This is a genomic window from uncultured Legionella sp. (assembly GCF_937871865.1).
Classification (GTDB): domain Bacteria; phylum Pseudomonadota; class Gammaproteobacteria; order Legionellales; family Legionellaceae; genus Legionella.
In genome coordinates this window covers 1-13,198 of the sequence record NZ_CALMPD010000294.1, presented here as the reverse complement: position 1 = coordinate 13,198, position 13,198 = coordinate 1, and the positions used below count along the sequence as shown (strand labels likewise).

Here is a 13,198-nt window from a genome sequence, read left to right as displayed (position 1 = left end):
GTCATTTTCATAATGATAATTCCATTGCTGTTTTGCGTGATTTACCGGGTGTTATTGTAGCCTGCCCCTCTAATGGGCCTGATGCGGCACGGATGTTACGAACCTGTATGCGAATGGCTCATCAGGAAGGTCGGGTGGTTGTGTTTCTGGAACCTATTGCTTTATACATGACAAAAGATTTACATGCTCCGGGGGACAACGGCTGGTTATTTGATTATCCAGCACCTGATGAACAGATTGCTCCAGGTAGCGTCGGAGTATTTGGTGAAGGAGACACGGTTATTTTAACCTATTCCAATGGATATTATTTATCCCGACAGGCAGAAAAAGTGTTGCGAGAACATCACGATATTAACGTTAAGATCGTTGATTTACGCTGGCTTAGCCCGCTACCCAAAGAGGCTATTTTAAAAGAAGTAGCCAAAGCAAAACGAGTCTTAATTGTCGATGAAGGGAGACAAAGTGGGTCAATTAGTGAAGGATTAGTTACATTATTGATGGAAGAAGCAGCAATCGGTTTGAAAATAAAACGGATAACCGGGAAAGATTGTTTTATTCCTTTAGGAACTGCCTGGCAATATTTATTGCCCAGTCAGGAAAGTATCGTAGAGGCGGTAGTCGCATTACAGTCAGATAAAAGGGAGAAGGAAAGTGGACGACTTGTTATTTCTTGATGAACAATTGCATGATGATGAGCGCATGATACGTGATAGTGTTGCGCGTTTTGTTAGCAATGATGTCATGCCTTTAATGGCTGAATCTTTTGAGCATGCCGAGTTCCCTCGGGAACTTATAAAAAAATCAGCTGAACTGGGTTTATTAGGTCTTACTTTACCTGCTCAATACGGCGGTTCTGAAGCATCTTATGTTTCCTATGGTTTGGTGTGTCAGGAGCTGGAGCGAGGTGACAGTGGCTTGCGTAGTTTTGTGTCGGTGCAAAGCTCTTTATGTATGTATCCTATCTTCAAATACGGTAATGAAGAACAAAGAATGCGTTATTTACCGGCGATGGCAGCAGGAGAGGTAATCGGGTGTTTTGGTTTAACTGAGCCAGATTCAGGATCTGACCCTGCAAGCATGCGTACTCATGCTAAAAAAGTCGAAGGCGGCTGGCGATTGAATGGGGCAAAAATGTGGATTACCAATGCCCCCATTGCTGACATTGCCATCGTTTGGGCCAAAACGGACGCTGGAATCAGAGGATTCATCGTTGATACCAAATCGAAAGGAATGAGTTGTCCCGAGATCAAATTAAAAATGTCTCTACGTGCTTCCATAACAGGTGAGCTGGTGTTTGATAATGTTTTTGTTCCTGATGAAAATCTACTGCCTGGTTCTGAAAAAGGGTTGGGGGCTGCTTTAGGTTGCCTAAGCCAGGCGCGGTACGGAATAGCATGGGGCGCAATGGGGGCGGCAATGGATTGTTTTGATATTGCACGTAATTATCTTGTCGAGCGCAAACAATTTGATAAACCATTAGCATCGTTCCAGCTTATTCAAAAAGACTTGTCGGATATGTACACTGAAATTATCAAGGCGCAATGCATGAATTTACAAATTGGCCGTTTGAAAGATCAGCACCGCGAAACGCCAACGATGATCTCTTTGGCTAAAGGTAATGCATGCCGTGAGGCATTGAACATAGCTCGAAAATGTAGGAATCTAATGGGCGGAAATGGTATTAGCCTGGAGTATCATGTCATAAGACATATGCTTAATTTAGAGTCGGTCTTTACTTATGAGGGGACTGATAACGTCCATACTCTTGTTTTGGGAAGGCACATAACAGGAATTAATGCATTTGGTTAGAGGCTCATTTTATCAGCTCAGTTTTGCATACCATCGGTGAATTATTTAATCGTAGTGGTTCGATTTGGGTTCTTCTGTCTTCGGATAGAAGAACTGCGAGGCCAATTTTATTAGTTACTATGGCGTTAAGTGCAAAAATGTAAACGTCTGATAAAGTGTGGCAAAATGACTGGGCCGAATTATCGTGGTACGTCGCGCTAATTTGAAACAGGAACAATTTCTCGGATTAGGGGATGCTACCAAAATCAAATGACATGGGACAGGATCATACTCTGGATTTACCATTAATTGTTTAAGGATATTCAATAAGGAAGGTTTTTTCAGAACATTACAGGAGTATATATGGTTAAGAGATTAAAGGGAGTTTTAATTCTAAGTCTATCGGTCTTAGCTTTAAATGCTAATGCTCACTATGAAAGTAAAGAAACATTGATTGTAAAAAGTCGTGATTTGGCTGAAACTATTATATCTTTAGTTTCGAGCCAGGAAAAAAAAGTGTGTGTAGAAAAACTCGTTCTGGCTTCCTCTCAAATTGAAATGGCAGCAAACTGGATGGTTGGCGATGCGTATTTCGCGGCTAAAAAAAATTTGGATAGCGCTGTTTCTGCTTTGCAATATGCCGAGTTAACTACTTGCAATCGCTACATTCAAATAGCTCATTCAAAATTTGAAGCTCAAAGAATAAAACACTCTTTTTAGTAATAATTAGTAAAGCCTCTTGATTCAATTTTTTTTGAGGCTTTATCTCAGCTATTTTCTATTCTATAGGTAAGCTGAATCACTATTCTGGATAAATAATAAAACTAAAGCTGTCTCTTTGTGGCAATAAAACCTAAAATTCTTTTATTCAAGAGTCAAATAATAATGTCATCACCATGCATATCGAATCCAGTCAATTTGTATTTTCTCCATCAGATGTAACTCAATTTATGGAAAGTCCTTTTGCTTCCTGGATGGAGCATCTGGCCCTGGTTCACCCCGAACGATTACCAATTCCGGATGAACAAGATGCTTTAGGGGAGGTTTTGCAAGGGTTAGGAAACCAGCATGAGCTTGAGATTCTGAATGGTTTTCAAGAGCAAGGGTTGACTATTGCTCATATCCAACATGCTAGTGAGCCTTTCAACGAAACTTTGGCTGCAATGCAGTGGGGCGTTGATGTAATTTATCAAGCCAGATTAGAACTTGCTCCGTTTCAAGGCTATGCTGACTTTTTGGTTAAGACCGAAGGGGCTAGTCGTTTAGGGACTTATCATTATGAGTTATACGACACTAAATTGGCTAAATCAGCAAAACCTTCTTTTCTAATTCAATTATGTTGTTATGCTGAAATGTTGGAATTAATTCAGGATAAAAAACCAGAATACGTTACGGTTATTCTGGGTAATAAAGAATACAAACGTTATCGAACGGCTGAGTATTTTTATTTTTACCAGCATCTTAAAGCACAGTTTTTATCGACTCATCAGCGCTTTACTGCGAGCAATTGTCCAGATCCTGCGGCATCAAGAAGTTGGGGGCGATGGGGCTCTCATGCGGAACAGTTATTAAAACAAGCAGATCATTTGATTCAGGTTGCTACCATTACTTCGGGGCAAATCAAAAAACTAGCCAAGGCTGGCATTACTACTATGAGCACTCTGGCACATTATGAGGGCAAAATGATTCCAGGAATTAAACCTGAACTTTTTGAACGCTTAAAACTACAGGCAAAAATTCAAAAACAAAGTGAAGGCAAGGAGATTCCTCTCTACCAATTAATTCCCCAGGAGCCAGGAAAAAAACAAGGATTAGCGTTACTTCCACCGGCATCAAATCAGGATGTTTATTTTGATTTAGAGGGGTTTCCTCTTGAAGAGGGGGGATTAGAATACTTATGGGGCGTTACCTGGTTTAATGAACAGGGAGAGCGGCAATATAAAGATTTTTGGGCTCATACTCACGAAGAGGAAAAAGCCAGCTTCAAAGCGTTTATCGATTGGGTTTATCGACGATGGCTGGATGAGCCTGCCATGCATATTTATCATTACGCACCTTATGAAATTTCCGCTTGTCGCAAATTAATGGGCAAATACGGGGTGTGTGAATATGAAGTAGATCAATTATTACGAAATGAAGTATTTGTCGACTTGTATAAAATAGTGAAGGGCGCATTAATCATAGGAGAGCCACGTTATTCGATTAAAAATGTGGAGCATCTTTATCGTGGCAAACGAGAGACTGAAGTAGGCTCTGGCGGTGATTCTGTCGTTGTTTATGAGCATTGGCGAGAAAACCCTGATGGTGATAGCTGGCAAACCTCCAAAATTTTAAATGATATTCGTGAATACAATATTGATGACTGTAATTCCACTCATGAATTAGCTGTTTGGTTAAGAACACAACAATTGAATAAAAGCATTTCCTATCTGGGTAAAACGGAAATGACGGAACATGAGGTCAAAGAAGAAATTGCTGATCGTATGCAATTACGAGACACTTTACTGGCTCAAGCGGAGCAATTAAGTGGTGCAGGACAGGAGCAATTAGCCCGGATTAATTCAGTTCTAGCGTGGTCATTAGAATTTCATCGCCGTGAAGCAAAACCTGTTTTTTGGCGGTTATTTGACCGTCTTGGTCTAAGTGATGAAGAGTTATTACACGATATTGATTGTGTCGCCTACTGCCAGCGCACTGTGAAGCCGGGATATAAACCTACGCCACGTTCCAAAAACGAGGTGTATGAATATTCCTTTGACCCCAATCAGGAGTTTAAAGGCGGAGCCAAAGATTATTATATTCTGGGTCAGGAAACGGATGAGGGGAAGAATCTAAAAGCCCATCATTACGCAGAAGACAGCGATGTAGAGCATGGGATTATTGCGTTGCAATTAAAGAATGAACTTCATGATGCGCTGACTTTGATACCGGATGAGTTCGTTAATCCAAAACCCATTCCCGAAGCAATTAGCAAACAGGTAGAGGCGTTTGCCACTGGGGCATTAAAAAAATCGGCATTGGTGGATTTTCTATCCAGAGCTATTCCCAGGATAAGCGGTCATGAAGCAGGGCAGGATATAGCTCCAAGCCATATTCCACAAGAACGTTTGCAGCAAATAATTAAAGCTGTTGTGCATTTGGATGACAGCTACCTTACCATTCAAGGCCCTCCCGGTGCGGGCAAAACTTATACCGGACAGCATCTTATCGCTGAGTTAATCAAACGCGGGAAAAAAGTAGGTATTTCGTCAAATAGTCATAAAGCGATTAATAATTTATTAATCAATACTGCTGAATACTGTCGTGACGAGGGGATTAGAGGACATTTTGCCTGTACCCGTGCCACGGACTCTGCAATCGATGCATTGGATATCGAGGTACTAGAAACTAAAAACATCCTGGACTTTATCAAACCGGGCTGTGTTGTGGGAGCTACTGCCTGGGGTTTTGCTCGTGATGAACTGGAACATGCCTTTGATTATCTGTTTATTGATGAAGCAGGGCAGGTTAGTGTGGCTAATTTAATCGCCATGAGCCGGGCAACCAGCAATATCATTTTAATGGGCGATCAAATGCAATTAGGACAGCCTTCGCAAGGCAGTCATCCAGAAGACAGTGGCTTATCTATTCTGGATTATTTATTACACACTACTCCTACAATTCCCGATTCCATGGGCGTGTTTCTAGGAACAACTTACCGCATGCATTCAGCGGTAAACCAGTTTATCAGTGAAGCAATTTATGAAGGAAAACTCGAAACCGCGGCCGATAATGACAAGCAAAGAATTCTTGTGCCAAGCGATTATAAAGGCTTGTTGAATACGGAAGCTGGAATTATTACCTTACCAGTATCCCATGAAGGCAATACCCAGGCCAGCGATGAAGAGGTTGAGCACATCGTTCGATTGACTAAAGAATTATTAGGACGAACACTGCAAACGAAAACAGGGATGACTAAATTGATTGATTGGGACGATATCCTTTATGTTGCGCCATACAACCATCAGGTGAATAAATTAAAAGCTGCATTAGGGGATAAGGCAAAAGCTGGCAGTGTCGATAAATTTCAGGGACAAGAAGCTCCGGTGGTGTTTTTAAGTATGTGCGCAAGTAGTGCCAATGAGTCACCACGAGGCTTAAATTTCTTGTTTGATAAAAACCGGATTAATGTCGCCATCTCAAGAGCACAATGTTTGGTGATTGTCGTCTACTCCCCAGCATTACTGGAGACCGTGCCGAATAACATCGAGCAAATCGCCATGATGAATATGTTTTGTCGCTTGGTTAAGCCGCATGATGTGAAGTAAAAGCAGTAATGCAAAATCCAGGAAACCAACCCCCGGATTCAATTACCTATTATATTCTCACTCAATATACTTGTTATTTGAACCCGACTTAGATATTATTCTCTACCAATCGGGGCGTAGCGCAGCCTGGTAGCGTACTAGCATGGGGTGCTAGTGGTCGAAGGTTCAAATCCTTCCGTCCCGACCATCAAATCCCCTTTAAAATCAGTGAGTTGCCTGTTAAATATAAAATCCATTTTTCCTAATTCAAATTCTTGGCTACACTTCTGGCTACACTTTTAAATTTTTTGATTTATTTGGCTACACCCATTACAACGCAAAATGGGTAGAGTTCCTATTTGTTTTTAAAACTGGGGAATCCCAAGATCTCGACATATGCCTTTAGCTGTATATGGGTTTATTTGAGTGTGGCGAGGTATACTTGATATTAAACTTGGACTAATATCATTTTTATAGATGTCATGTTTATTACCATGCCTTAACAGTGAGCAACCGTGGTGTTCAACATGTTTTATGAACTGTCGTCGACTTATCAAGAATCACTTCCCTGGAAATTTTATAATTATGAATTCCTTTTAAATCTGCAACTATAGATAAGGCATCTTTGAGATTATCACGAATTTCTTCGAGAGTTTCCCCTTGGGTATTTACCCCTGATATCTGTTCTATATATGCTGAGAAACCACATTCGCTTTTCTCAATGATTGCTGTTAGGTTCATAGCTGTGCCCGTTACCTTTTGTATTAATTATAGACAAATTGGTCTTTTATGTAAATTATTTGTTCAAAATTGGTTTTTGTGAAATTTCCAATAGAAGTAATATTTTAGTGTAAATAGCCAATTAAATCTAATTTGATGAAATTTTTATAAATTAAGTCCCAATAAGGGACTTAATGATAGGAAAAAACATGGGTATTTCCATCAACCTCAACAGAACAAAAGTCATTGATAAATAAATCACGGGCAAACGCCTCATAATCGAAATAACATAGCCAATTGTCCGGTATTGGATTACTGTGGTATTCCTCCAGAACATATCGGGCAAAATCAACTTCTGAGTTATAGCAACTGTGGTAATGGTCTGCCATCATCGTTTGCGCTTCCTCTATCCCATAATCAGCTATTAAAGCTTGCCCCAGTTCTTCATGTTCCATAATAAACTCAACGTATTTGACGATTGTTTCCAGATCTTCATATTCGCTAAGTCTTATTTCACCAAAACCTTCGTAGTCGTGGATTGCCCACTCCTCAGCATTTTTAACAGAGCTTCCTGCAAGTATTTTCTTGATTTGATCATAAATATCACTAACGCTTTGATCGACATCAATCCATTGTCCATACAAAATGCCTCGATTGTAGGAAGCGAGGCAGGTAGGGGTATCCATAAAATTTCTCCTTGTTTAGGAGAGCAAGCTCCACATGGGAGAGATGCCCCCCTGTAGCGGGTTAAGTTAGTACTGATTTACACAATAGAAAATCTGACAGAGTTTGTCTGATACTGAGCATTAGTAATTAAAGCATTTAACTTTTGTAAACTAATATCCGCCTGTTGCACATCATCAATGGACAACTGCCTCCTGTAGGCTTGCAAGTCATTGATGCAGCAGGTTAGTTCGTGAAGTAAATGCTCAATTTCCAATTGAACCAGATTTTGCTTTTGCATGGTGATTCTCCTTAAATTAAAAAGGGAATGACCTTGCCCAAACAGGAAAGGTTATTTCCCGCTGAGTTATTACAAAATCAAAGAACACTACCTTTGAGTTGATTTGCCAGATTGTTAAAGAATAAAATTCAACAGTTATCCTTGACCAACGGTCATGGATACTGTCCATAAGTATGAAAAAATTGTTGCATCGTGTGATGTACAATGAATCCCTGAGATTTCCCGGCTAAACGCTCCACCATAAAATTAGGGAAAAGATGGTGTATCACAAGACCTAATGGTTTCGCTTGAATTTCACAAGCTCGTCAGTTGTGTTTTATTGATATTAACTGACAAAATATGAAAATCAATGCTGTATTTGAGCATGTGGCTCATTGAACTTGATTGATATCAAATATTTCTAGGCCAAGTAAATTTTTGTTATAGCGATACGAGCATGTCCAAGCTCGCGGCTTATTATTTCCCTTGCCCTGCGATCCCATTCTCGCTCTATACCTTTGAGTTGTCTTGAAGACAGGCCGCCATTTATTGGACAAGCCAGTCCTTTACCATTGCTATCAAATTGCTGTGTTAACTCACGGTATCTTCTTTGAGCATAGGCATGGCGTAAGCCATGACATTTACTTAACCCCAACAGTTTTATCTGCTTTTGATAATGGCCAAGATGTTGTTTGTAGGTTTTGTCTACGGGGATTAATGAAAGACCCTGAGGTATTTGTTGCATTGCATTTGACAGCCATTGGCGTTGTTCTTCATTCGTAATATCTAATGTTCGTCCAATCCCTCCTTTAGTCCAGCTCGGTTTGATTTTTAGGTTATTACCTTGCCATGCTTCGCTGATTATCAATTTAATGGATTCTTCACGGCGCAAGCCAAATAAGGATTGTGCTTCGAGTGACAGGCGAATTAGGGGATCAGCACATTTGCTAAAATCGGTTTGATGGATAGCTTTGTTATAAGTCGGTGCATAGCTACGTCTGTTTATTTGATAAGTATCGTTTCCAGGTTTAACGAGCTGAGGCTTATCCAGCAAAACACCAACTTTACGTAATTTTGCCATGTAATTTTTGATAGTGGCGGTACTTTTACCTTGAGCCTTCCATAGTTCAATCAGAATATAAATATGTTTTGGCTTGAGGCCGTTAAGATGCCCCAATTTATATCCTTGTTCATGTAAATCTTTGATGCATCGGTTCAGCATGTGACGCATGTCTGCTTTGCTGGCAAAAGAATATCCTTTAATGTTTTTAACACATTCATTTATGGAGTATTGGGCGCTTTTCAGTTTTGATTTACTCATGAATGTACGCCCATAAGGTATTACGTGATTTAATCCCCATTTCATCTCGGATAAGCCAATCAGTTTGGTAATTACCAAGGATAGGTAAAAGCTCATTTTTTAATTGTCTTGCATAAAGATACCGGTAGGTTTTGTTTGTTGACAACTTCATGGCACTTAATGCCATACGCCATTGCGAGAGGATATCGTCATAATCATGCAATTGAAGCAAGCATTGGTTGCTCTGAGCGTAGTTACTTAACGCAGAGAGAATGTGCGTTTGATTTTTATTACGAAAGGGGATTGTTCTGTCTTCTGAATTAAAAGCAATTTCCCGAGTAATCCATAGCTTCTCATCTCTTGTATGAACGCCAGGAATCACTTGAATTGCTTCGCTAAAGGTTAAACCAAACTCTGTTTGCATCCCCATAATAATTTTTGCAATTGGCTGGGTAATTTCAGCCCAGATGTCTGGTATTATTTTCTTTGATTTTCGGGTATTACGTTGCCGGGATAGCCCAAGGCTTTTATTGTCTATATCAGATAAATGGCAATCAATGCTCAGCAAAAATCTTCTGATTGTTGTCATATAGTCCATGACCGTTGCAGGTCTAACTTTATTTTTCTGCCAGAATTCAATCAGCTTTTCTATGTGATGTTTTTTTAGAACATGCCATGATTGAGGAACATCACCAATTAGAAATAAATCATCAATCATTTTATGAATGACGAACGCACAATGTTTTTTATCCTTGAAGCTGCCCCGAATGTCCGCTTGTAAGTATCGGTTGGCAGTTTGTCTCAAAGACTGTTTACGCATTTTTTCTACTCTAAAAAGTACTTGCCCTGATTTTGGTTTAGTGTTGATCGAGCGGCTCACTCAAAAGCGATACCAGGCTTGCGCCACTAGGCTCTAGTTGGGGGCAAATCAATCGTTATAAGGCAAACGATATTGCCGGTTTACAACAGGTTTTTTTGGTGCTTTCTCCTTTTTAGTTTTAACAGATTAATGAATTGACAAAGCAAGGTTTTGCCCTGATTCCTGGTCATTACAGAAGTGGTGATGACAGTAAGTGTTTAAGATACTTACCCTGCTGAAAAGCAGATTATCCATGAAGGGTTTCCCGACTTGAACGTCCAGCCACTGGGTTAGGGAACAAGGTGGCTTAGCGTAAGACCATTAAGGTTTCGCCTGAACTTCCCAGGCTCATCAGTTACGCTTGACTAAAAACTATCAAAATGGTGCTTGCCAGGCAAGCGATTTAATAAGAATATTTTGTCCTGTCGGATACTGCCCGACAGGACAAAATTATTTAATGTGTTGATTTTACTATGTAAAATCAATGGTTCTGTTCTGCGTCACTGCTAATAAATTGCAGTGACGCAGATATACCAATGAAATAGCGATATTATTCCAATTTGTTCTATAATTAAGTTTCAGGGATAAAAGACACCATGGATAAATGAAATAAATATTCTCTGAGTGGGGTTAATATGGCTACAAAAAAAATCGAGGGTTTGCAGTTTACAAGATTAATGATGGTATTAAGTAGCATGTCTCCTTTATTCATATTATGGGCTGTTCGTGGAACCTCATTAATTACAGATAAATACTTCATCCCAATTTGTATAGGTTTTATTGTTATCCCTACCGGAATTCTTTATTGTCGTATTCAAATTGCTAAAAAAAATAATGATCTGCAAGTAAAAAAAACTAATCATGTGGATGACAGTAAAGACCATATATTGATTTATTTATTTGCAATAATGCTTCCGTTGTACACTGCAAATTTACAAGTTGAAAGAGAAGTTATAGCCACATTGTTAGCTTTAATGTTCATTATCTTTTTATTTTGGCATTTGGATATGCACTACATGAATTTAGTGTTTGCAATATTTGGGTACCGCGTATATACAATCAATCCTAGTAAAGATGACCAATTAGGTTCACAAGAACCTTTTATTTTATTGAGCAAACGCAGATACCTAATGGATGGCCAAAGCATAGATGCTTATAGGCTAAGTAATACTGTCTACATAGAAAAGGAAAAGTGAGATATTTTATGCCATTTAACTTTAATAAAATTGAAACTACGGAGTTTGGGGTTTGCGTAGATGAAATAGAAGAATCATATTATATAGTCCCGAGCGATGTTAGTGTCCAAAATGCACTAAAAGAAATGCTGATTCAAACAATGGATTGGTTAAATATAAATGGTGAAGCATTGGATATATTCGATCCAGCTGATAAATACGCTACAAATGAGCGGCTTGTAATCCCTTTAGACTCAGAATATGTTTTAAAACATTGTCGGGTATATAAATCTGATAATTTAAGAATTAATTCTAAGGCTTTAAATGAACCACAAAAGTTAATTTGTTATTTTGGAATCTTCCATGATGATGGAGGTAATAAACTTTTGGCATTTAGAAAAGCATCTTATTTTAAAGGAGAAGTAAAAAAACAATTGGTTGCAATTTGCGATGATTCATTAAGAATGGTTCCTGATCGAGTATTTAAATTAGACCATGATTTTGATTTCGTAGTTTTTGACAATCAAGTATATATTTGGCGCCCCAGTGGATTTGTTTTCGTATCAGGGTTAGATGAGCAAATTTCTGCTTCTTCGATAAAAAATTTGCAAGAAATTTCGCATGAGATTCCTTTTATTAATTTTGATACATTTCAAGAATTTATATCTACTCATAAACGTGCAATGAGGTTGGTTGCTTCATTAGCAAGTAGGAGTGATCTTAAAGACATTTCATTGGCAAAATTAAAGAATATGTGCTCTGATGGAAAAATTGGTTATTCATTTGATAGCAATGTAATAACAATTGAAAAGGGACACGAAATGACATTTCTAATGCTATTAGACCGAAGACTATATAAGATTGATTTAATTGACGATAAACCAGAAATCTATCAAGCTGCAAGTCGAAAAATAATGACAAAAACCTAATAAAATGTTGTCGTCTTATTGCCTACTGGGATAGTTCGCTTAATCATAGCGAACTATCTGCCGGCCGATATTCTGCGGTTTGATGGTGCTCGGACAGATTAAGATTTTTATATTAACCCTAACAAAGAATCTATTTTTTTTATCCTTTGTCCAAGTTGCCCATGAATAATAAAATCAGACTCCTCATTTTGTACTATAACTTTCAATCCGGAGTTAACATATAAGGCAAGGCGTTGAGAATCTCTAAACAATTTTTTCGCCTCTAATAATAAGCCATATCCGTATTTTTGATTTGCTTGTCTTACGGTATCTCTTAATAATTTTTTTCTATCATTAAGTTCTCTGCTAATTTGTTCATTTGCAAAACCACAAGGCTTCATATTCTCTCCTTGAATAAAAAAACACTAACTTTATATACGATACCATATTGATCTCAAACAGATCAAGTGTATTTGATTTTATTAATTCTGCTTATAATTTGTCCTGCATTGGCGGGGATTAATGTCTCAATTATCGACAAAGGGATTCTTATTTTAAACAATTCTCCACCATTAACCAAAATGTAAGCCTGTCCCTTAGGCAAAGAAATAATATCATTCACATCAATCATGGGTACAGAGGATGTTTGAACCCTATCTTCATTGGTCGTATTAAAATAAACCCCATCATCCCCATGCGGGGTGTCATTTGCCATGGAAACTTGCGTGTGGTCAATGACACCTACTTGAGGTAGCATTTTAACCAATAAATTAGCTGTTTCTTCATTTTTAACCCTAAGCATGACCAGCGTGTTAAAATTACCCTCCGTAACTTCTGCCTTGGCTTTTGAGCCAAGAGCTACTTCCATGTCTTGTATGGTTTGAGCGTACGCAGTTACCTGAAAACCTGCACCACCTGCTTTATTGAGGATTTTCACAAATGAATCCTGAATAATCTCTGATAGCTCATCACAATGCAGGTTTAAACGGTAATTGGCATTGCTTTCCTTATAGATTTTCCCTGCGGTAGATACCAGATCTGATAAAAAAGCCTTACCTATCGCTTGTGCTATATTGGGGTTGGTTAAGCTATCAAGTCCAATGTAAATGACTTTCTTTTCTTTGATTGCTGTTATTAGTTCAATTTCATTTCGGCTTAGATTTTATTTATTAACTCACCTTACGCACAGCACCTTGCCTCCTAACTAAAACTCATTAAA

13 protein-coding genes, 1 tRNA gene and 1 pseudogene are annotated in these 13,198 nt (G+C 38.7%); 7 read left to right on the top strand and 8 right to left on the bottom strand.

Going from position 1 to position 13,198, the window contains the following annotated elements; all coding sequences use genetic code 11:
* From Q0495_RS15865 to Q0495_RS15845, 5 genes are all read left to right on the top strand, one after another.
* The coding region (locus tag Q0495_RS15865) for a transketolase C-terminal domain-containing protein (protein WP_298628050.1) at positions 1–674 on the top strand (674 nt) is incomplete at its 5' end.
* Between the two features lie 25 nt (positions 675–699).
* Positions 700–1,809: an acyl-CoA dehydrogenase family protein gene (locus Q0495_RS15860; RefSeq protein ID WP_298628052.1), complete on the top strand. Its 1,110-nt coding sequence runs from the start codon at positions 700–702 to the stop codon at positions 1,807–1,809.
* 342 nt (positions 1,810–2,151) lie between these two features.
* On the top strand, positions 2,152–2,508 hold the full coding sequence (locus Q0495_RS15855; protein ID WP_298628047.1) for a hypothetical protein: 357 nt from the start codon (positions 2,152–2,154) through the stop codon (positions 2,506–2,508).
* 176 nt (positions 2,509–2,684) lie between these two features.
* Positions 2,685–6,095, top strand: a complete 3,411-nt coding sequence (locus tag Q0495_RS15850; RefSeq protein WP_298628045.1) for a TM0106 family RecB-like putative nuclease — start codon at positions 2,685–2,687, stop codon at positions 6,093–6,095.
* Between the two features lie 110 nt (positions 6,096–6,205).
* Positions 6,206–6,282, top strand: a tRNA-Pro gene (locus tag Q0495_RS15845).
* A gap of 157 nt (positions 6,283–6,439) precedes the next feature.
* Here the strand turns inward: Q0495_RS15845 and Q0495_RS16875 are convergent.
* From Q0495_RS16875 to Q0495_RS15820, 6 genes are all read right to left on the bottom strand, one after another.
* Positions 6,440–6,631 carry a type II toxin-antitoxin system HicA family toxin gene (locus Q0495_RS16875; RefSeq protein ID WP_367274450.1) on the bottom strand — a complete coding sequence of 64 codons (192 nt, stop codon included), beginning with the start codon at positions 6,629–6,631 and terminating at the stop codon, positions 6,440–6,442.
* On the bottom strand, positions 6,597–6,815 hold the full coding sequence (locus tag Q0495_RS15840; protein ID WP_298628043.1) for a type II toxin-antitoxin system HicB family antitoxin: 219 nt from the start codon (positions 6,813–6,815) through the stop codon (positions 6,597–6,599). Before Q0495_RS15840 ends, Q0495_RS16875 begins: the two co-directional genes overlap by 35 nt.
* Before the next feature lie 170 nt (positions 6,816–6,985).
* On the bottom strand, positions 6,986–7,480 hold the full coding sequence (locus Q0495_RS15835; RefSeq protein ID WP_298628041.1) for an antirestriction protein ArdA: 495 nt from the start codon (positions 7,478–7,480) through the stop codon (positions 6,986–6,988).
* A gap of 77 nt (positions 7,481–7,557) precedes the next feature.
* On the bottom strand, positions 7,558–7,758 hold the full coding sequence (locus tag Q0495_RS15830; RefSeq protein ID WP_298628038.1) for a hypothetical protein: 201 nt from the start codon (positions 7,756–7,758) through the stop codon (positions 7,558–7,560).
* A gap of 400 nt (positions 7,759–8,158) precedes the next feature.
* On the bottom strand, positions 8,159–9,058 hold the full coding sequence (locus Q0495_RS15825) for a phage integrase N-terminal domain-containing protein (RefSeq protein WP_298628036.1): 900 nt from the start codon (positions 9,056–9,058) through the stop codon (positions 8,159–8,161).
* Complete coding sequence (locus Q0495_RS15820) at positions 9,051–9,857, bottom strand: phage integrase N-terminal domain-containing protein (protein ID WP_298628034.1); 807 nt, start codon at positions 9,855–9,857, stop codon at positions 9,051–9,053. The genes Q0495_RS15825 and Q0495_RS15820 overlap by 8 nt, the downstream gene beginning before the upstream one ends.
* 674 nt (positions 9,858–10,531) lie before the next feature.
* Here Q0495_RS15820 and Q0495_RS15815 point away from each other — a divergent pair.
* The gene (locus Q0495_RS15815) at positions 10,532–11,092 is read left to right on the top strand and encodes a hypothetical protein (RefSeq protein WP_298628032.1); all 561 of its coding nucleotides are present in this window, start codon (positions 10,532–10,534) and stop codon (positions 11,090–11,092) included.
* Positions 11,093–11,100: 8 nt separating this feature from the next.
* A complete protein-coding gene (locus Q0495_RS15810; RefSeq protein ID WP_298628030.1) occupies positions 11,101–12,000 on the top strand; it encodes a Kiwa anti-phage protein KwaB-like domain-containing protein in 900 nt (299 codons plus the stop codon).
* Positions 12,001–12,107: 107 nt separating this feature from the next.
* Here Q0495_RS15810 and Q0495_RS15805 read toward each other — a convergent pair whose 3' ends face one another.
* Both Q0495_RS15805 and Q0495_RS15800 read right to left on the bottom strand, forming a co-directional pair.
* Positions 12,108–12,380 carry a hypothetical protein gene (locus Q0495_RS15805; RefSeq protein ID WP_298628027.1) on the bottom strand — a complete coding sequence of 91 codons (273 nt, stop codon included), beginning with the start codon at positions 12,378–12,380 and terminating at the stop codon, positions 12,108–12,110.
* A 62-nt stretch (positions 12,381–12,442) separates the two neighbouring features.
* A pseudogene (locus Q0495_RS15800) lies at positions 12,443–13,126 on the bottom strand (TraM recognition domain-containing protein); the annotation flags it as partial.
* Positions 13,127–13,198 lie beyond the last annotated feature (72 nt).

Bases quoted from the DNA above. Each gene is read 5' to 3' on its own strand.
- Q0495_RS15840 (WP_298628043.1), bottom strand. From the start codon at position 6,815: ATGAACCTAACAGCAATCATTGAGAAAAGCGAATGTGGTTTCTCAGCA.
- Q0495_RS15860 (WP_298628052.1), top strand. From the start codon at position 700: ATGATACGTGATAGTGTTGCGCGTTTTGTTAGCAATGATGTCATGCCT.
- Q0495_RS15835 (WP_298628041.1), bottom strand. From the start codon at position 7,480: ATGGATACCCCTACCTGCCTCGCTTCCTACAATCGAGGCATTTTGTAT.
- Q0495_RS15805 (WP_298628027.1), bottom strand. From the start codon at position 12,380: ATGAAGCCTTGTGGTTTTGCAAATGAACAAATTAGCAGAGAACTTAAT.
- Q0495_RS15810 (WP_298628030.1), top strand. From the start codon at position 11,101: ATGCCATTTAACTTTAATAAAATTGAAACTACGGAGTTTGGGGTTTGC.
- Q0495_RS15825 (WP_298628036.1), bottom strand. From the start codon at position 9,058: ATGAGTAAATCAAAACTGAAAAGCGCCCAATACTCCATAAATGAATGT.
- Q0495_RS15815 (WP_298628032.1), top strand. From the start codon at position 10,532: ATGGCTACAAAAAAAATCGAGGGTTTGCAGTTTACAAGATTAATGATG.
- Q0495_RS15850 (WP_298628045.1), top strand. From the start codon at position 2,685: ATGCATATCGAATCCAGTCAATTTGTATTTTCTCCATCAGATGTAACT.
- Q0495_RS15830 (WP_298628038.1), bottom strand. From the start codon at position 7,758: ATGCAAAAGCAAAATCTGGTTCAATTGGAAATTGAGCATTTACTTCAC.
- Q0495_RS15820 (WP_298628034.1), bottom strand. From the start codon at position 9,857: ATGCGTAAACAGTCTTTGAGACAAACTGCCAACCGATACTTACAAGCG.
- Q0495_RS15855 (WP_298628047.1), top strand. From the start codon at position 2,152: ATGGTTAAGAGATTAAAGGGAGTTTTAATTCTAAGTCTATCGGTCTTA.